Here is a 19,268-nt window from a genome sequence, read left to right on the forward strand (position 1 = left end):
ATGTCGAGATTAATGCTGAACGCGAAACGGGGAACTGTCATGCGGGGGAACGGACTGTGGGCTCAGCTGCGGCGGCCGCCGGGCGGGCGGGACGCCCGGATCATGCTGCTGGCCCAGGGCGTGGACCGGACCGGCACCGGCGTGTGGGCGGCGGCCTCGGTGCTCTACTTCACCTACGTGTGCGGGATGGACGCCCGACAGCTCGGCCTGCTGCTCGGGGTGGGTGCCGTCGCCGGGATCGCCGGCTCGCCGCTGGCCGGGCGGGCCGCCGAACGGCTGTCGCTGCGCGGGCTGTTGACCGGGTGCCACCTGCTGCGGCTGGGGGCGATGGGCCTGCTGCTGGTGGCCGACCACTTCGCCGTGCTGCTCGCCACGGTCGCCCTGATCTGCCTGGCGGAACGGGGCGCCAAGACCCTGGAGATGCTCTTCGCCACCCGGGTCGCGGGGGAGCGGCGCGGCACGTACCAGGCGCTGTTCCGCAGCGTGGCCAACGCCGGCTACGCCGTCGGCGCGGGCGTCTCGGCGATCGGGCTGGCGGTCGGCACGACGACCGCCTACCGCGCGCTGATCGCGGCCAACGCGCTCTCGTACCTGCTGGCCGCCGTGCTGATCCGGCGCACCGAGGAGCCCGCCGGGCGCGGCCTGGTGGCGGCGGAGCCGTCCGAGGGCCCGCTGGAGGAGCCGACCGCCGTACCGAGCCCCTGGCGTGACCGCGGCTACCTGCTGTTCGTCCTGCTGGACCTGCCGATGTGCCTGGACGATTCGATCCTCAACGTCGGCCTGCCGCTGTGGCTCATCCACCACACCGACGCGCCGCACGCCGTCGTCCCGGTGTTCCTGACCCTCAACACCGTGCTCGTGGTGCTGTTGCAGCTGAAGGTCTCCGCCTGGGCCGAGCGCCCGGGCGGGGCGACCACGGCGGTCGGCTGGTACGGGGTGATCCTCCTCACCGCCTGCCTGTTGATCGCGCTCTCCACGGACGGCGGGCCGTGGACCGCCTCGATCGCGCTGCTGGCCGCCGCGGCCCTGGTCACCTTGGCCGAACTCATGCGCTCGGTGAGCTCCTGGGAGCTGGCGGTCAGCCTCGCCCCGCCGCGCGCCCGGGCCTCGTACCTGGGGGTCGCGGGGATGTCCCAGTCGGTGCAGCGGTCGGTGGGGCCGCTGCTGCTGACCGGCGCGGTGATGGCGGCCGGCTGAGCGGTCTCGATCGGCGTCGCCCCCGCACCCGCGGGGGCGACGCCGTCGGCCAAGTATTGGCGGAAATCTGCCCGGTGATGAGGTGACGGCCGGAAAGACCTGGTGTGTGGGGCCCGTGATCGCGGGCCCCTTCGTGTATGCCGCGTGCGGGTCGGTGGTGGAGGCCGACGGCCCGTGGCCGAGGGGCCGCTTCGCCGGGAACGGCCGGTCCGGTGCCCGCCGCGCCGGGCGGAACCGCGGTCGGGCCCCGCCGCGCCCGCGTCGCGCGGACCGGTGGCGGCTGGCGGCGATCTTCTTGACGGAGTGTCAAGTACGTTGCTGGGTTGATCTTGTAAGGATTGATCCACGACGACCGTGTGCATACTGGATTAGGACACCCGTACGACCTGGCCGCCGGGGCGGGCTGTGGCCTGTTGAGGCCCGGTGGCCGGAACTTGGCCATGCCCGGCCATAGGATCGCGTACGCCTCTTACTATGGTCAAGTACCTGGAAACTTTTCAGCACTTACCTGGAAGTCAGTACTTACTTCGAAGTCGGCGGGGATGGGATCATGAAGAGGCAGTCATATCAATGCGGTCTGGACGCTGCCATGGATGTGATCGGTGGCAAATGGAAGGTACTGATTCTGTGGGAGCTCCACTGTCAAGAGCGACGCTTCGGTGAGCTTCGACGACTCATTCCCGGCGTCAGCGAGAAGGTGCTGATCCAGCAGCTCAGGGAGCTGGAGGCGGACGGGATCGTTCACCGTGAGATCTATGATGAAGTGCCTCCGAAGGTGGAGTATTCGCTGACCCTGTACGGCACTTCGCTCTATGACGCCCTGGGGCCGCTCGGTTTCTGGGGTGAGCGGCACATGGAGCGGGCCGGACTCGAACATCAGCTCGTGGTGACACGGAAGCCCCTGTAGAGAGGGGCGGCGGCAGGAAGGTCAAGGGGGTTGACCTTCCTGGCCGCCACCGGATTCGGCGGCCGCTCGGGCGTGCGGCGGAGCTCTCGGCGCGGTCACCGGAATTCGAGGACCTCTTCAATCAATCAGCGATTGCACGCGATCATTGGGGGAACGATGTGGTTTCGACTGCTGGGCCCGTTGGAGGCCGTCTGCGGTGAGCAGCCGGTCGCGTTAGGAGGGACCAAGCAGCGGGCGACGCTGGGGTTCCTGCTTCTGCAACCCAACCGGGTGGTGGCGACCAGTCAGTTGCTGAAAGCCCTGTGGGCGGGTGACGACGCGCCCACTTCCGCACGCAAGATCCTGCAGAACGCGGTCTCGGGGTTGCGCGGAGCCCTGGCACCGCCGTCCGGCGCCGACCAGGGCGCGGCCTCGCTGCTCACCAGGGCGCCGGGGTACATGCTGCGGGTCGACCCCGAGCAGATCGACCTGCACCACTTCTATCAGCAGGTGGAGGCGGGCCGGGGCCGGCTCGCCGCGGGGTCGCCCGAGGCGGCTGCCCAACTCCTGCGCGAGGCACTGGCGTTGTGGCGAGGACCGGCCCTGGCGGACCTGGTGGAGACAGGGATCTCCTGGCCCGAACTGGTCGGCGTGCAGAACGCCCGGCTGGACGCGATGGAGGACTACTTCGAGGCGGAGCTCGCCTGCGGGCGGCACCACGCGGTGCTCTCCGAGCTGGAGACGCTCGTGGAGGCCGAGACCATGCGCGAGCGGTCGTGCGGGCAGTTGATGCTCGCGCTGTACCGCTGCGGGAGGCAGGCGGACGCGCTGACAGTCTACGGCCGGGTACGGGCAGCCCTCGTCGAAGACCTCGGTCTGGAGCCCGGCCGGGACCTCCAGGCGCTGCAGCACGCGATCCTCACCCACGATCCGGCACTCACGCTGACCGAGCTCCCCGCCGGCGACGCGTACGTGATCGGCTCGCGCGGTGAGCGGACCCCGCCCGTACCGGAACGGGTGCCGGCCCGGCGGGGCCCGGTGGCGCCGGAGCGCAAGCCGGTCAGCGCCGTGATCGTGCGCACCCAGCTCAGGCCCGAGGTCAGTGACCTCGAACCCGGCCACGTCGACGGCCTGTTGGAGGAGGTCGCCGCCATCATCCGGGAGAAGTTCGAGTGGTTCGGCGGCACCGCCGCGGCCTCGATCGGCTCGGTCTCGCTGGCCCTGTTCGGCGTGCACGGCGACAGCGGCGACAGCGGCGACGACGCCGAGCGCGCGGTGCGGGCGGCACTGGCGATCCGGGACGGCCTCGGCTCCCCGGTCGGCCCGCTCGGCATGCGCGGGCTGGACATCAGCGCGGCGGTGACCACCGGCGAGGCCATCGTCCGGTATCAGAGCGCCGACCAGCCCGACCTCCCGCCACTGGTCAGCGGCGCGCTGCTGGACGAGTGCCAGTCACTGCTGGCGGTCACCGCGCCCGGCGAGATCAGGGTCTGCGCCAGCACCCGCGCGGCCACCGAGCCGGTGATCGGGTACGATGAGGGCGGCAGCCCGACGGGTGGCTGGCAGGTGCTCGGCGCCCGCCGGGAGTACGCCCGGCTGCACGCGATACCGATGGTCGACCGGGAGTCCGAACTGGAGGTGCTGCGCGTCCTGTTGGACCGCGCCAGGCGTCGGGCCACACCGCATCTGGTGACCGTGATGGGGGAGCCGGGCATCGGGAAGTCCAGGTTCCTGCTGGAGTTCGAGCGCCGGTTCGCCACCCAGGACACCGCCCAGGTCCAGTTCCTGGTCTGCCAGCGGCAGTTCGCCGGAGTGGGCAGCGTGGCGGCCGTCCAGAGCGAGATCCTCTCGGCGTACTGCGGCATAGCCCCGGAGGACGACGGCGTGGTGGCGGTGGCGAAGCTCTCCTCGGCCGTCCGGCGGCTGGTGGACTGCGACGAGACCGCGGCCTGGCTGGTGAGCCGACTGCGCCCGCTGGTGGCCGGCCCCGGAGCGATCGGGGGCACCACCGCTCCGGACGAAATCGTGCTCGCCTGGCGGAAGTTACTCGCCGAGATAGCGCTCGACCGACCGCTGGTGCTGATCCTGGACGACCTGCACCGGGCGGACGACGCCCTGCTCGACGTCGTCGAGGAGCTCGCCGAGTTCGCCGGACCGGTGCCACTGCTGGTGGTCGCCGCGGCCAGGCCGGAGCTGATCCGGCGACGGCCGGAGTGGGGCGGCGGCAAGCGCCACACCACCACGATCACACTCGACCCGCTGTCGGACGACGCCGTCGACCGGCTGCTGGAGCTGCTTTCCAGCGCGCAGGACGAGGCGAAGGGGTCGACCCGCCGGTTCTGGACGGCTCTGCTCGCCCGCGCCGGACAGGAGCCGGGCGACCGTCGCCGGTACGCGCGTTCACTGCTGCACCTGGACCCCCCTCGAAGCGTGCCGGCCTGAGGGTCGCCGGGCACGAGTCTCAGGGGCCTGCCGTGCGCGGTCTCAGGTGCCTGCCGTGCACGACAGCATCCGATAGATCCCGCGGAACTTCAAGTCATCCGTCTGGATTGGCGATTGCCTTTTAAAGCTGCCGGTTGACCGGCCGACCGGCACGATTTCCATGGGAGTTGGGCCCGGACCTGAGGGCGGGTCCGGATGCTGACAGGCCGGCCCGGACGACGGGGTGTCGTCCGGGCCGGCCTGTCCCCGGGGTGAGGGGGCTCCCGGGGCGGAGTGATGGTCAGTGGGCGGTCGGGGCGATCCGCCGGAAGCCGCCGTCGAAGAAGAGCAGCCCCGAACCGTCGTCGCCACGGCTGGAGTTGACCACCCGGCCGGTGAAGATCGAGTGGTCGCCCGAGTCGTACGCCTCGTCGAGCTCGCACTCCAGCCAGGCCAGCGCACCGGACAGCAGCGGCGCCCAGGTCCGCCGCCCCGGCAGCCAGTCCACGCCCTCGAACTGCTCCGGACCCAGCGGGCGCGACTTGTCGGCGAAGTACCGTGCCGTGCCCTCCTGTTCGGTGCTCAGGATGGAGACGGCGAAGTGCCCGGCCGAGAGGATGGCCTGGTGCATCACGGCGCTGTGAGCGATGCAGCAGAGCACGATCGGCGGCTCCAGCGAGACCGAGCTGAACGCGTTCGCGGTCATGCCGTGGATGTGCTCGCCGCCGACCGTGAGCACCACGACGCCGGTGGCGAACCGGGACATCACCTCGCGCAGCGCGGTCGGTGACACGGTGGCCGGCTCGGCCGGGAGCGGCAGGGGGGCCTGGGCGGCCAGTAGATGGGATGCCTGTCCGTCGTGCGCCATGTCATCGCCTCATCATCGTCAAAGCGCCGGTGGGCGCTTTCGTATGTGCCGCCATCTCGGCCTGGGTGCGCCTGAATATCAGTGCCAGGTAGCCGCCCGAGGTGTAGAGGGCCGGTGCTTCCTGATCGATTTCGCCGGGTCGTTCGCCGCTTCGCGGATCCGTGAGATCCGCCGATGCAGAAGGAGAATTCATGACGCTCCCTTCGAAATACCTGATTCCAGAGAACCCGGCCAACGTATCCGAGCCCGCCGCGCCGGGTGCCCACCGCCGAGTAACCGGGCGCCAACCATCGCGCCGGTAGCGGTCGCTTACCGGGCGATGACTGGATATTTGGCCCCCGGCGGCACGTCCGCGGATAAGGTCGCCGCAGCGCGCCCAGGCCGTCGCCGATGCCATCCGTAAAGGGGTCGACATGAATTCCGCAGCTGCTGAACCTGAACTCGCCGAACCGTACCTGCTCGGGTGGCTGTCCACCGTCGGGCTCGACGTGGAGTACGTCCGGGCCGAGGGGAACACGCTCTACTTCCTCGACGAGGGGCGGGAAGTCCCGGTACTGGACTACGCCGGCGGCTACGGATCACTGATCTTCGGCCACAACAACCCCGAGATCGTGGCGCACGCCAAGGCCCTGCTGGACGGCGGATCGCCGGTCCACGCGCAGTTCTCGCGGCACCCGTACGCCAACCAGGTGGCGACCGCGCTGAACCGGATCATCCACCGGGAGACCGGCACCGACGAGCCGTACTCGGTCATCTTCGGCAACAGCGGCGCGGAGGCGAACGAGGCCGCGATCAAGCACGCGGAGCTCGACCGGGTGATGCGGATCCAGCAGCTCGGCGACGAGCTGGCCGCCCACGTCGAGCAGGCGCGTGCCGCCGTCGCCGAGGGCACCGCCACGGTGTCGCGCCGGGCCCTGGCGGCGGCGGGCGCGGAGACGGACGAGGAGGCCGCGGGCGAGGACCCGCTGGAGGCGCTGCTGGCCGGCGTCGCCCGGCACAACGCCGAGCGGCTCGCCCGCCCGCCGCTCTTCCTGGCCCTGGAGGGGTCCTTCCACGGGAAGCTGGTCGGCAGCGTCCAGCTCACCCACAACGCCGGGTACCGGGCCCCGTTCGGCGCGCTGGCCGCGCAGGCCCGGTTCGTGCCGATCGGCCGGCCCGAGGAGCTCAAGCGGATCATCGAGGAGGAGCGCGCCGAGCTGCTGGACGTCGTGGTGACGGACGGCGCGGTCGAGGTCGTGCCGCGCGAGTTCCCGGTGTTCTGCGCCTTCCTGCTGGAGCCGATCCAGGGCGAGGGCGGGATCAGGGTCATCACCGCCGAGTTCGCGCAGGCCATCCAGCAGGCCTGCGTGGAGATCGACCTGCCGATCCTGATCGACGAGATCCAGAGCGGCATGGGCCGGACCGGGGCCTTCCTGGCCAGCTCGCTGATCGGGCTGCGCGGGGACTACTACACCCTGTCCAAGAGCCTGGGCGGCGGGATCGCCAAGACCTCGGTGATGCTGGTGCGCCGCGCCCGCTACCGCAAGGAGTTCGAGCTGGTGCACAGCTCGACCTTCGCCAAGGACCACTTCTCCTGCCACATCGCGCTCAAGGTGCTGGAGATGCTGGAGGCCGACGACGGGCGGGCCTACCGGGTCGCCGGGGAGCTCGGCGAGAAGCTCACCGCGATGCTGGAGGCGGTCCGGGCCGATTTCCCCGACGTGGTCAAGGAGATCCGCGGCAAGGGGCTGATGCTCGGTCTGGAGTTCCACGACCAGTCCGAAGCGGCCGACGAAGGCATCCGGGAGACCGCCCGGGCGGGATTCCTCGGCTATGCCGTCGCCGGATATCTGCTGCGCGAGCACCGGGTGCGGACATTCCCGACCGCGAGTGCGGTGAATACCCTGCGGTTCGAGCCCTCGACGCTGATCAGTGACGCCGAGATCTGCCAGCTGGGATCGGCGCTCCGGGGGGCGTGCAGCGTACTCCGGCTCCAGGACGGGAAGCGTCTCGGCGGCGCCTGATATCGGACCGGCACTGACTTTCAGGTAAGCACTTACTTTTTAGTGCGTACTTGGCGGTGAATTTGTCCGGCCATTAGGTTCTGGAAGTGCGCCGGAACGGCAATCGCACTGAGCATGCGCAACTGGAGGACTTGAAACAATGACTGGCGACAACCGTGCACCCGTGACCGTCATCGGCCTGGGCATGATGGGCGCGGCGCTGGCCGGCGCGTTCCTGAAGGACGGGCACCCCACCACCGTGTGGAACCGCTCGGCGGCGAAGGCCGACGCCCTGGTCGCCCAGGGTGCCACCCTGGCGCCCAGCCTGGCCGACGCCGTCGCGGCGAGCGACCTGGTGGTCGTGTGCCTGTCGACCTACGAGACGGTGCTGGAGAACGTGGAGCCGCTGACCGCGGCGCTGGCCGGCAAGGTGCTGGTCAACGTCACTTCCGGCACCCCGGAGGAGGCCCGGCAGCACGCCGCCTGGGCCGCCAAGAACGGCATCAGCTACCTGGACGGCGCCATCCTGGCCATCCCGCCGCTGATCGGCCAGCCCGAGGCCTTCATCTTCTACGCGGGCAGCACCCAGGCCTTCGAGGCCCACCAGGAGACCCTCGGCAAGCTGGGCACCGCCGTCAACCTGGGCACCAACGTCGGCCTGGCCTCGCTGTACGACACCGCCCTGCTGGGCATCATGTGGTCGACGCTGGCCGGCTTCTTCCACGCCGTGGCCCTGGTGGGCTCCGAGGGCATCAAGGCCCAGGAGTTCCTGCCCTTCGCCTCCGGCTGGCTCGGCGGCGTCGGCAGCTTCCTGCCCGACCTGGCCCGCCAGGTGGACGAGGGCGACTACGCCACCGACATCTCCAGCCTGGACGTCAACAAGGCGGCCATCGACCACCTGGTCCACGCCACCGAGGCCCAGGGCGTCAGCACCGCGGTGCCGGCCCCGATCAAGGAGCTGATCGACCGTCGCGTCGCCCAGGGCCACGGCACCCACAGCCTGGCCAGCCTGGTCGAGCTGCTGAAGAAGCCCGCCGTCTGATCCCCGGCGGCTGATCGGGCAGCCGTCACGACTCGTTCCCGGTGTCGCTGCAGCGACACCGGGAACGAGTTTTTCCGTCTCCGTCCGTTCCGTCTCAGCCCGTTCTCCGCCCCGTCCGTTTCCCGTCCTTTATCCGGCTCCGCCCATTGTCCGGTCATCGGCCGCCCACTCATCGGTACCCGCACACGATTACCGCGCCTTGACTGCGCATTTGGAGGATTCTGACCGGTCCGCCGGTAGGGTCTTCGGAGAACGACGGGCGAACGACTTCTGATTTCTCGCCCGCGCGATTTCCGGCACAGCCGCCAATTGATGACGGCCGGTAACTCTGAGGAGTCGGGGATGACCACGTACGAGAGCGAGGTCGCGTCCGTTCTGGACGCGGTGAAGGACATAGTTCCGAGGCTTCGGGAGAACGGGCCGGAGGGCGAGGACCGGCGGTGGATACCCGAGGAGAACGTCGACCTGCTGGAGAAGGCCGGGGTCTTCCGGATCGCCGTGCCGCGCCGCTTCGGCGGCCTCGACTTCTCGCTGGAGGACCAGGTCAAGGTCCTGACCGAGATCGCCCGCGGTGACGGCTCGACCAGCTGGGTCGCGGTGGCGTGGGTGTCGAGCGCCTGGATGGCCTCGCTCTACCCGGACCGCACGCAGGAGGAGGTGTTCGCGGGCGGCTCGGTGAAGGTCTCCGGCGGTTTCACCGCGAACGGGACCCTGGTGCCCACCGAGGGCGGGTACCTGCTGAACGGCACCTGGCGCTTCAACACCGGTTGTCGGGGCGCCGATTGGGACCTCCTGGCGACGCACCTGGAGCGGCCGGGCGCCGAGCCGGAGGAGGTCTTCGCGCTGGTCCCGATGAGCGAGCTGACCATCGCGGACGACTGGCACGTCTCCGCCGCGGCCGGCACCGGCAGCTCGACCACCACCGCCAAGGACGTCTTCGTCCCCGCGCACCGGGTCGCCAGCTCCGAGGAGGCCGTGCTCGGCACCACCGGCGACCGCGCCAACACCGGTGCCAACGGCCGCAACTACGGGCTCATCTCGTACGTGATGGCCGAGTCCGTGGCCTCCTACATCGGCATGGCCAAGGCTGCCCTGGAGCTGTTCATCGAGCGGCTGCCCGGACGCGGCATCGCCTACACCAACTGGACCGACCAGAGTCAGCACCCGCTGACGCAGATTCAGGTCTCCATCGCCGCCAACAAGATCGCGGCCGCCGAGGCGCTGTCGGCCGGGTACGTCAAGCTCCTCCAGGAGCGCGCGGACGCCGGCGAGCAGCCCACCTGGGACGAGAAGGCCACCGTGCGGGGCCAGTGCGGCTTCGCGATCCAGCTGGTCAAGGAGGCCGTCGAGGCGCTCCACACGGTCAGCGGGGCCTCCGCGCTGTCGCGCAGCGCGCACTTCCAGCGCTTCTACCGCGACCTGCTGGGCCTCTCGCTGCACGGGATGATGGCGCCCAACGCCAACTTCGAGGTGCACGGGCGGGTGCTGCTCGGCCTCGACCCCGACACCTACCTGCTCTGACCGCTCGGCTGGTCCGAGCTCCGCCCCGGCGGGATCCTTCGAGCGATCCCGCCGGGACCGGCCCCGCCCGGGGCGCGACCGACCCCCGGGCGTCACCCCGCCTGCCTTGAGCCGAGGGCTGAACGCCGAATCCGGCGTGCCGAGCGCCAAGTGCCCACAGCGCCAAGTGCCCACAGCGCCAAGCGCCAAGTGCCGTGTGCCAAGCGCCATGTGCCATCTGCAAGAGCCAAGTGCCAAGAGACAGGCCCCAGTTCCCGGTGCCGCCGCAGCCTGGCGGCGGTGCCGTTGTGCCCGCACCACTTTCCATGCCGTCGACCGGTCCCGGTCTCCGCGAGGAACGGGGGGTGCGCGAGCGTACGCAAACTCGCTGAGGAGAAGTCATGAACGCTTTCGACCTGCCCATGCACGGTGGCCAGCCGCTCAGACGGCGCTCGGTGCTGAGGGCGGCCGGGGTGACGGCGCTGTCCGCCGCCGCCGGCGCCGCGACCGTCGGGGCGGCCCACGCCGCCACGGCCGGAGCGACCGCGGCCGGGGCGACCGCGGGCGCGGCCGACACGCTCTGGGACACGGTGATCATCGGGGCCGGCTTCGCCGGGATCACCGCCGCCCGCGAGCTCAGGGCCAAGGGCCAGCAGGTCCTCGTGCTGGAGGCCCGCGACCGGATCGGCGGCCGCACCTGGACCGACACCTTCGCCGGCCAGCAGATCGAGATGGGCGGCACCTGGGTCGCCCCGGTCCAGCCGAACATGGTGCGGGAGCTCGCCCGCTACAAGATCGGGACGGTCCCGGACGCGGCGCCGGACCGCGCGATCTTCCCGAGCGGCACCGGCTACGCCTCGTTCGCACCGGACGTGGCGTTCGCCAAGCAGAACAGGCTGCTGACGCCCCTGTTCGACGGGTCCCACGACTACCTCCCCAACCCGTACCAGCCGTTCACCCGGGTCGACCTGCTCAACAACCTCGACGGCCTGTCGCTGCGCGACCGGCTCGACCAGATGCGGATGTCGCCGGACGACGAGAAGTGGGTCAACGGCCTCACCGCCGGTTACTCGGGCGGCTCCAGCAAGCGGGGCGCGCTCACCTACCTGGCCCGCTGGTGGGCGTTGTCCAACTGGGACTACGACACCTTCAACAGCCTCAGCGTCGACAAGCCGGTCGGCGGCACCGTCGCGCTGCTGAAGGCGATCCTGGCCGAGGGCGCGCCGACGCTCCAGCTCAGCTCGCCGGTGTCCACCGTCACCGACAACGGCACCCAGGTGAGCGTCACCACCCGGGCGGGCACGGTCTACCGGGGCCGCCGGGTGATCGTCGCGACCCCGGCCAACGTCTGGAAGAACATCACCTTCACCAAGCCCCTGCCGGTCGAGTTCACCACCGCCTCGACCCAGGGCATCGGCGCCCCCAACGCCCGCAAGGTCTGGATGCAGGTGCGCGGCCCGGTCGGCCGCTTCTTCGCCCAGGGCTACGAGGGTGGTTCCCAGCTCAACCTGGTGATCCCGCAGGCCGCACTGTCGGACGGTCTGCTGATGGTCGCCTTCTGCGTGGACCCCACGCTGGACGCCACCAACGTCCAGCAGGTCCAGGCCGCGCTGCGGGTCTTCGAGCCCAAGGCCGAGGTGGTCGCGGTCCGGGTTCAGGACTGGGCCGCGGACGAGTTCTCGCTCGGCGGCTGGACCTTCCAGCAGCCCTACCAGCTCACCAGGCTGCTGCGGGTGCTCCAACAGCCGCAGGGCAAGGTGGTGTTCGCGACCAGCGACATCGCCAACGGCTGGAGCGGCTACATGGACGGTGCGGTGGAATCCGGAATACGCGCGGCCGGCCTGGCCGCGACCCTGTAGCCCCGGCGCCGCGAACCGGTTCGCCCCCTTTCCCGGGGCGGATGTGAGATCAGGGCACAACCCAGGCACATCTCAGAGAAAGCAGGGAAGAATCACGATGGCTGCTGACATCGACCTCCACAACCTGGACCTCACCGGTGACGCCGAAATCCAGAACGACGTCTTCCTGATCGCCTTCAATTCGGGCGACGGGCGGGTGTTCGACAGCCTCTACCGGGAGGACGCGATCTCCAACCTCTCCGGAAAGCCGCTGAACGGCGCGGAGCGCAAGCAGGCGATCATCGATTTCCTGGCCACCGGCCCCTCGCTGAAGTCCAGCATCAAGCGCTCCTACACGGCCGGCGACACCTCCCTGGTGGTGGTGGACTTCGACCTGGAGATCCCGGGCGAGAACGGTGAGCGGATCAAGCTGCACGGCACCTGCACCGACGTGCTGCGGCTCGGCGAGGACGGCAAGTGGCTGATGGCCATCGACCGTCCGGTCGCGGACGAGCTGCCGACGGCCTGACCCCTGCGGCACGCCCCCGGGCGGGCTCCTGAAACCGAGGAGTCCGCCCGGGGGCCGTGTGCTGTCCGGGCGCCGACGAGGCCGTCGTGGCGGTCCGGGAACGGGAACGGGAAGAGGCCGCCCGGCCCCTGGTCTTGGCCAGGGGCCGGGCGGCCTCACTCGGTGCCCGGAGGGGTCAGCTCTCCTCGCCGAACGGGTCGTCGATCGCGTACCGCCAGTTGCCGTCCTCGCCGCGGCGCAGCACGTCCAGGCCGACGCCCTGGTACTCCTCCTGCTCGCCCTCCTCGTTGGTGGCGACCATGCTCCAGTCCACCACCAGCAGGGCGGTGTCACCGGTGACGTAGGAGTGGCGGACCTTGGCCTGCATGCTGGCGCCGCGGGCCAGGAACTCCTTGACGTAGTCCTTGCGGGCCTGGCCGGTCAGCGGGCTGCCGGGCTCCCAGACCGCGACGGCCTCCTCGGTGTACATGGCGTTGACGGCGTCGGCGTCACCCGAGTTGAAGGCCTTGACGTACAGCTCGGTGTGCTTTTCGACGTCGTTCGTGAGCGCGTGGTTGGCCAGGTTGCTGGTCATGGAGAAAGCTCCCCCAGTACGGGTCGACGGTCAATTCGAGTGAGAATGCTTTCGGGCGGGAATGGTCACGCCCTTTCAGAAGCTACGGGAATGCTCCCCACCGGCTGCTCATCGCCGGGTAACAGGGTGGCCATCCGGTGGCTGAAATCCCTCGATTACCGCCCCGTGACTGGGCGCTGGGCCCTGCCCGTGCGGGGCCGCCATACGATCGGCCGGTGCCTGTCGGGCCGCCGTTTCGGGGCGCTGGACGGCGATTCGCCAATTCGATGTCGCCGCCGGAATTCATTGGCCGTTGGGAATCACCTGTGAAGGGGCAGTCGAGCGTGATGGCGAGCGAGCGCGAGCAAGGGGTCACCGGTCGGGCCGAGGCCCGGGACGAGCCGATCGCGATCATCGGAATGTCCTGCCGGCTGCCGATGGCGGCGAGCCCGGCGGAGTTCTGGGATCTGCTGCGCGGCGGGACGAGTGCCGTCACCAGGGTGCCGGAGGACCGCTGGCCGGCACCGGGCGAGGGCAGCGGCTGGGGCGGATTCCTGGACCGGATCGGCGAGTTCGACGCCGGTTTCTTCGGCATCTCGCCGCGCGAGGCCGCGATGACGGACCCGCAGCAGCGCCTGGTGCTCGAACTCGCCTGGGAGGCGCTGGAGGACGCCGGGGTCGTACCGGCCGAGCTGGCCGGCAGCCCCACCGCTGTGTTCGTCGGCACCACCCGCGACGAGTTCTCCGGCCTGGTCCTGGGCAGCGGCGCGGAGGCGATCACCCAGCACACCATCACCGGGGTGAACCGCGGCGTCATCGCCAACCGGGTCTCCTACTTCCTGGGGTTGCAGGGGCCGAGCCTGACCGTCGACGCCGCGCAGTCCTCCTCGCTGGTCGCCGTCCACCTCGCCTGCGAGAGCCTGCGCAGCGGCGAGTCCGCGCTGGCCGTCGCGGCCGGCGTCAACCTCAACCTGACCGCCGAGGGCGCGGTGACCGCCGAGAAGTTCGGCGGCCTCTCGCCGGACGGGCGCAGCTACACCTTCGACGAGCGGGCCAACGGCTTCGTCCGCGGGGAGGGCGCCGGCGTCGTGGTGCTCAAGCCGCTCAGCCGGGCGCTGGCCGACGGCGACCGGGTGCACGGGGTGATCCGCGGCAGCGCGGTGAACAACGACGGCGCCACCGACGGCCTGACCGTCCCCAGCGAGCGCGCCCAGGAGAAGGTGCTCCGCCAGGCCTACGAGCGGGCCGGGATCGAGCCCTCGGCCGTCCAGTACGTGGAACTGCACGGCACCGGAACCGCCGTCGGCGACCCGATCGAGGCCGCCGCCCTCGGCGCCGCGCTCGGCACCCGCAGGGACGGGGCGGACCCGCTGCTGGTCGGCTCGGCCAAGACCAACGTGGGCCACCTGGAGGGCGCGGCGGGCATCGTCGGCCTGCTCAAGGTGGTGCTCAGCCTGACGAACCGGCGGCTGCCCGCCAGCCTCAACTTCGAGACCCCCAACCCGCGCATCCCGCTGGAGCGGCTCGGCCTGGCCGTGCAGCGCGAGCTGACCGACTGGCCGCGGCCGGGACTGCCGCTGGTCGCCGGGGTCAGCTCCTTCGGCATGGGCGGCACCAACTGCCACCTGGTGCTCTCCGAGCCCCCGGCCGACTCCGGCGACTCCGGCGACTCCGGCGACTCCGCCGGTTCCGCCGACTCCGCCGCCGAGCGCCCCGCCGGCACCGCGCCCGCGGTGCTGCCCTGGGTGGTCTCCGGCCGGGAGCCGGGCGCCCTGCGCGGCCAGGCCGAGCGGCTGCGGGCCGTGGCCGAGGGCCTGGACCCGGTGGACGCGGGCTGGTCCCTGGCGACCACCCGGACCGTCTTCGAGCACCGCGCCGTCGCGCTCACCGCCGGGCCCGGCGCCCCGCTGGACGGCCTGGCCGCGCTGGCCGAGGGCCGGCCCGCGCCGGGCGTGGTCACCGGCTCGGCGCAACCCGGGCGCACCGCCCTGGTGTTCACCGGCCAGGGCGCCCAACGCCTCGGCATGGGACTGGAGTTGCACCGGGCCTTCCCGGTCTTCGCGGCCGCCTTCGACGAGGTCTGCGCGGAGCTGGATCCGCTGCTGGAGCGGCCGTTGGCCGAGGTGATCGCCTCGGGGGAGCGGCTGGACGAGACCGGGTACACCCAGCCCGCGCTGTTCGCCGTCGAGGTCGCGCTGTTCCGGCTGGTCGAATCCTGGGGCGTGCGGCCCGACCTCCTGGCGGGCCACTCGATCGGTGAGCTGGCCGCCGCCCACGTCGCCGGCGTGCTCTCGCTGCGGGACGCCGCGACCCTGGTCGCCGCGCGCGGCCGGCTGATGCAGGCCCTGCCGGCCGGCGGCGCGATGGCCGCCGTCCAGGCCACCGAGGCCGAACTGGCGGAGCTGCTGACGGACGAGGTCGCCGTCGCGGCGGTCAACGGGCCGACCTCGGTGGTGGTCGCCGGAGCCGAGGCCGCGGTGCTGGTCCTCGCCGACGCCCTGCGCGAGCGGGGGCGGCGGACCAAGCGGCTGACGGTCAGCCACGCCTTCCACTCGCCGCTAATGGAGCCGATGCTGGCGGAGTTCCGCGAGGTCGCCGCCGGGCTCGCCTTCAACCCGCCGGCCATCCCGATCGTCTCCACCGTCACCGGCCGGCCGGCCACGGCCGAGGAGCTGTGCTCGCCCGAGTACTGGGTCCAGCAGGTCCGCCGCCCGGTCCGGTTCCTGGACGCCGTACGGTCGTTGGAGGCCGACGGAGTCACCACCTACCTGGAGCTCGGCCCGGACGGGGTCTGCTCCGGGATGGTCGCCGACTCCGTGCTGGACCAGCAGGCGGCCCTGGCCGTCCCCGCGCTGCGCGCCGGCCGGGACGAGCCGCTGACCGCCGTCACCGCGCTGGCCACGCTGTTCGTGCGCGGCGCGGCCGTCGACTGGACCGCGCTCTACCGAGGCAGCGGGGCCCGGCGCACCGACCTGCCCACGTACGCGTTCCAGCGCGAGCAGTACTGGCCGGCCGGCCTGGGCAGTGCCCGGCAGGCGCTCCCGGCCGCGGCCCCCGGCGCCCCGGCCGCCTCCGCCGCGGCGCCGACGCCGGAGCCGCTGACCGGCCGGGGCGAGCTCGGCGAGCACCTGGTCACGCTGACGGCCGCCGAGCGGGCCAGGGCGGTGACCGAGCTGGTCGACGCCCACATCGCCGCCGTGCTGGAGTACGGAGCCAACCGGCGGGTCGAGCCCCGCACGCCGTTCCGGGACCTCGGCTTCGACTCGCTGATGGCCGTGGAGCTGCGCGGAGCCCTGTCCACCGCCACCGGGCTGCGGCTGCCCAGCGGCCTGCTCTTCGACCACCCGACGCCGGCCGCGCTGGCCGAGTACCTCGGGGCCGAGCTGACCGGCGCGGCCGCGACCGCCGACCCGCAGGCGCCTGCGCCCAGCGCGCTGGACGACGAGCCGATCGCGATCGTCGGCATGGCCTGCCGCTACCCCGGTGAGGTCGCCTCGCCCGAGGACCTGTGGCGGCTGCTCACCGAGGGCCGCGACGCCGTCTCCGGCTTCCCGATTGACCGCGGCTGGGACGCGGACCTGCACGACCCGGACCCGGGCCGCACCGGCCGCAGCTACGTCTGCGAGGGCGGATTCCTGCACCGGGCGGGCGAGTTCGACGCCGGATTCTTCGGCATCTCCCCGCGCGAGGCCCTTTCGATGGACCCGCAGCAGCGGCTGCTGCTGGAGACCGCCTGGGAGGCCGTCGAGCGGGCCGGCCTCGACCCGGAGCAGCTGCGCGGCAGCCGTACCGGCGTCTTCGTGGGCGCCACCGCGCTCGACTACGGACCGCGGATGCACGACGCCCCCGAGAGCGTCGAGGGCAACCTGCTGACCGGCAGCACCAGCAGTGTGATGTCCGGCCGGATCGCCTACCAGCTGGGCCTGATCGGTCCGGCCGTCACGGTGGACACCGCCTGCTCCTCCTCGCTGGTCGCCCTGCACCTGGCGGTGCAGTCGCTGCGGCGCGGCGAGTCGACGATCGCGCTGGCCGGCGGCGTCACCGTGATGTCGGGGCCCGGCATGTTCGTCGAGTTCTCCCGCCAGCGCGGCCTCGCGCCGGACGCCCGGATCAAGCCGTTCGCGGCCGGCGCCGACGGCACCGCCTGGGGCGAGGGCGTCGGCCTGCTGGTCGTCGAACGGCTCTCCGACGCCCGCCGCAACGGGCACCCCGTCCTCGCCGTGGTGCGCGGCACCGCCGTCAACCAGGACGGCGCCTCCAACGGGCTGACCGCCCCCAACGGGCCGTCCCAGCAGCGGGTCATCCGCCAGGCGCTCGCCGACGCCCGGCTCAGCCCGGCCGAGGTCGACGCCGTCGAGGCGCACGGCACCGGCACCCGGCTCGGCGACCCGATCGAGGCCGAGGCGATCCTCGCCACCTACGGCCAGGACCGGCAGGACGGCGAGCCGGTGCTGCTGGGCTCGCTGAAGTCCAACCTCGGCCACACCCAGGCCGCGGCCGGGGTCGGCGGCGTGATCAAGATGGTGCAGGCGATCCGGCACGGCTCGCTGCCGAAGACCCTGCACATCGACGCGCCGACCCCGCACGTGGACTGGTCGGCGGGCTCGGCCGAGCTGCTCACCGAGGAGCGCCCCTGGCCGAGCACCGGCCGCCCGCGCCGGGCCGCCGTCTCCGCGTTCGGCATCAGCGGCACCAACGCCCACGTCGTCATCGAGCAGGCCGAGGAGCTCGCGCAGGCCCCGGTTCGAACCGAGCCGGAGGACGGTACGGCCGCACTGCCCGCGCCGTGGGTGCTGTCCGCCCGTGACGAGCGGGCGCTGCGCGCCCGGGCCGAGGAGCTGCGCGCGTTCGCCGCCGACCCCGCCCGGCCGACCGCCGACCTCGGCCGCGCGCTGGCCACCACCCGGACCGCCTTCGAGCGGCGGGCCGTGGTGCTCGGCCGCACCCGCGAGGAGTTCCTGGCCGGCCTGGACGCCCTCGCCCGGGGCGCCGACGCCCCGAACCTGGCCGTCGGCAACGCCGCCCGGGCCGGTCGCACCGCCTTCCTCTTCACCGGCCAGGGCGCCCAACGCCTGGGCATGGGTCGGGAGTTGTACGAGAGCAGCGAGGTCTTCGCCGCCGCCCTGGACGCCGTCTTCGAGGCGCTGGACGCCCACCTGGAGCGGCCGCTCGCCGAGGTGGTCTTCGCCCCCGAGGGCGGCCCGGACGCCGAACTGCTGCACGAGACCCGCTACACCCAGCCCGCGCTGTTCGCGATCGAGGTCGCCCTGTACCGGCTCCTCGAACACCACGGCCTGACCCCGGACCTGCTGGCCGGGCACTCGATCGGTGAGCTGGCCGCCGCCCACGTCGCGGGCGTGCTCTCGCTCGGGGACGCCGCCAGGCTGGTCGCCGCCCGGGGCCGACTGATGCAGTCGGCGCGCGCCGGCGGCGCGATGATCGCGATCGAGGGCGAGGAGGAGGAGATCGCCCGCTCGCTGGCCGGCCACGAGACGGCCGTGGCCGTCGCCGCCGTCAACGGCCCCACCTCGGTGGTCATCTCGGGCGACGAGGCGAAGGCCGTCGAACTCGCCGAGGCCTGGCGGGCCGAGGGCCGACGGATCCGGCGCTTGCAGGTCAGCCACGCCTTCCACTCCCCGCACATGGACGGGATCCTCGACGAGTTCCGCGCCGTCGCCGCCGAACTGACCTTCCACCGGCCCGCCGTACCGATCGTCTCCACCCTGACCGGCCGGCTCGCCACCGCCGAGGAGCTCGGCTCGCCCGACTACTGGACGCGCCAGATCCGCGAGGCCGTGCGCTTCCTGGACGCCGTCCGCACCCTCGCCGCCGAGGGCGCCGGGGTGTTCGTCGAGGTCGGACCCGACGCCGTGCTCACCGCGATGGCGCGCGGCGCGCTGCCCGAGCAGGAGGTGACCGCCGTCGCCCTGCTGCGGGCCGGCCGCTCCGAGGCCGAGACCCTCGCGGCGGGACTGGCCGGTGCCCACGCGGCCGGCGCGCCGCTGGACGCGGCCGGATTCTTCCCCGGCGCCGCCCGCGCCGACCTGCCCACCTACCCGTTCCAGCGCGAGCACTACTGGCTGCTGCCCGAGGCCCGCACCGACGCCCGCAGCCTCGGCCTCGACCCGGCCGCCCACCCGCTGCTCGGCGGCGCGCTCCAGCTCGCCGACCGCGAGGACACCGTGCTCACCGCACGGATCTCGCCGAGCACCCACCCCTGGCTGGTCGACCACGCCATCACCGGCGGCGTCCTGGTGCCCGCCACCGCCTTCCTCGAACTGGCCGTCGCCGCGGGCGACCTGGTCGGCGCCGGACAGGTCGCGGACCTCACCCTCGAGGCGCCGCTGCCGCTGGCCGAGCAGCGCTCCGTCCGGATCCAGGTCACCGTCGGCGGCGCCGACCCGGCGGGCCGCCGCCCGCTCACCGTCCACTCCCGGCCGGAGCACGGCGCC

11 protein-coding genes are annotated in these 19,268 nt (G+C 72.1%); 9 read left to right on the forward strand and 2 right to left on the reverse strand.

Annotated elements, in window-relative coordinates:
* Window positions 1-39 precede the first annotated feature (39 nt).
* The 3 genes from J0670_RS08190 to J0670_RS08200 all read left to right on the forward strand — a co-directional run bounded on the left by J0670_RS08190 (window position 40) and on the right by J0670_RS08200 (window position 4,525).
* Entirely contained in the window at window positions 40-1,197 is a 1,158-nt protein-coding gene (locus J0670_RS08190; RefSeq protein ID WP_207810732.1) for an MFS transporter, read from the forward strand.
* A gap of 550 nt (window positions 1,198-1,747) precedes the next feature.
* A complete protein-coding gene (locus J0670_RS08195; protein WP_207810733.1) occupies window positions 1,748-2,104 on the forward strand; it encodes a helix-turn-helix domain-containing protein in 357 nt (118 codons plus the stop codon).
* Window positions 2,105-2,260: 156 nt separating this feature from the next.
* On the forward strand, window positions 2,261-4,525 hold the full coding sequence (locus J0670_RS08200; protein ID WP_207810734.1) for a BTAD domain-containing putative transcriptional regulator: 2,265 nt from the start codon (window positions 2,261-2,263) through the stop codon (window positions 4,523-4,525).
* A 280-nt stretch (window positions 4,526-4,805) separates the two neighbouring features.
* On the opposite strand, the gene J0670_RS08205 is transcribed toward J0670_RS08200, so the two are convergent.
* Window positions 4,806-5,372 (reverse strand): flavin reductase family protein, encoded by a 567-nt coding sequence (locus J0670_RS08205; RefSeq protein ID WP_243436708.1) that lies wholly within the window; start codon window positions 5,370-5,372, stop codon window positions 4,806-4,808.
* A gap of 413 nt (window positions 5,373-5,785) precedes the next feature.
* On the opposite strand from J0670_RS08205, the gene J0670_RS08210 reads away from it, so the two are divergent.
* The 5 genes from J0670_RS08210 to J0670_RS08230 all read left to right on the forward strand — a co-directional run bounded on the left by J0670_RS08210 (window position 5,786) and on the right by J0670_RS08230 (window position 12,263).
* Window positions 5,786-7,375: an aspartate aminotransferase family protein gene (locus tag J0670_RS08210; RefSeq protein ID WP_207810735.1), complete on the forward strand. Its 1,590-nt coding sequence runs from the start codon at window positions 5,786-5,788 to the stop codon at window positions 7,373-7,375.
* Window positions 7,376-7,538: 163 nt separating this feature from the next.
* Complete coding sequence (locus tag J0670_RS08215) at window positions 7,539-8,396, forward strand: NAD(P)-binding domain-containing protein (protein ID WP_307806439.1); 858 nt, start codon at window positions 7,539-7,541, stop codon at window positions 8,394-8,396.
* Window positions 8,397-8,738: 342 nt separating this feature from the next.
* Window positions 8,739-9,917: an acyl-CoA dehydrogenase family protein gene (locus J0670_RS08220; protein ID WP_207810737.1), complete on the forward strand. Its 1,179-nt coding sequence runs from the start codon at window positions 8,739-8,741 to the stop codon at window positions 9,915-9,917.
* 380 nt (window positions 9,918-10,297) lie between these two features.
* Window positions 10,298-11,755 (forward strand): NAD(P)/FAD-dependent oxidoreductase, encoded by a 1,458-nt coding sequence (locus J0670_RS08225; protein ID WP_207810738.1) that lies wholly within the window; start codon window positions 10,298-10,300, stop codon window positions 11,753-11,755.
* Window positions 11,756-11,852: 97 nt separating this feature from the next.
* Window positions 11,853-12,263 carry a nuclear transport factor 2 family protein gene (locus tag J0670_RS08230; RefSeq protein WP_207810739.1) on the forward strand — a complete coding sequence of 137 codons (411 nt, stop codon included), beginning with the start codon at window positions 11,853-11,855 and terminating at the stop codon, window positions 12,261-12,263.
* 175 nt (window positions 12,264-12,438) lie between these two features.
* Here J0670_RS08230 and J0670_RS08235 read toward each other — a convergent pair whose 3' ends face one another.
* Entirely contained in the window at window positions 12,439-12,837 is a 399-nt protein-coding gene (locus J0670_RS08235) for an SgcJ/EcaC family oxidoreductase (RefSeq protein ID WP_207810740.1), read from the reverse strand.
* A gap of 326 nt (window positions 12,838-13,163) precedes the next feature.
* Here J0670_RS08235 and J0670_RS08240 point away from each other — a divergent pair.
* Window positions 13,164-19,268 (forward strand): type I polyketide synthase (locus J0670_RS08240; protein ID WP_207810741.1); only part of this gene is annotated, 6,105 nt, incomplete at its 3' end.

Source organism: Streptomyces sp. FH025, assembly GCF_017427025.1.
In the GTDB taxonomy this organism is placed as follows: Bacteria; Actinomycetota; Actinomycetes; order Streptomycetales; family Streptomycetaceae; genus Kitasatospora.

Bases quoted from the DNA above. Each gene is read 5' to 3' on its own strand.
- J0670_RS08190 (WP_207810732.1), top strand. From the start codon at position 40: ATGCGGGGGAACGGACTGTGGGCTCAGCTGCGGCGGCCGCCGGGCGGG.
- J0670_RS08195 (WP_207810733.1), top strand. From the start codon at position 1,748: ATGAAGAGGCAGTCATATCAATGCGGTCTGGACGCTGCCATGGATGTG.
- J0670_RS08200 (WP_207810734.1), top strand. From the start codon at position 2,261: ATGTGGTTTCGACTGCTGGGCCCGTTGGAGGCCGTCTGCGGTGAGCAG.
- J0670_RS08205 (WP_243436708.1), bottom strand. From the start codon at position 5,372: ATGGCGCACGACGGACAGGCATCCCATCTACTGGCCGCCCAGGCCCCC.
- J0670_RS08210 (WP_207810735.1), top strand. From the start codon at position 5,786: ATGAATTCCGCAGCTGCTGAACCTGAACTCGCCGAACCGTACCTGCTC.
- J0670_RS08220 (WP_207810737.1), top strand. From the start codon at position 8,739: ATGACCACGTACGAGAGCGAGGTCGCGTCCGTTCTGGACGCGGTGAAG.
- J0670_RS08225 (WP_207810738.1), top strand. From the start codon at position 10,298: ATGAACGCTTTCGACCTGCCCATGCACGGTGGCCAGCCGCTCAGACGG.
- J0670_RS08230 (WP_207810739.1), top strand. From the start codon at position 11,853: ATGGCTGCTGACATCGACCTCCACAACCTGGACCTCACCGGTGACGCC.
- J0670_RS08235 (WP_207810740.1), bottom strand. From the start codon at position 12,837: ATGACCAGCAACCTGGCCAACCACGCGCTCACGAACGACGTCGAAAAG.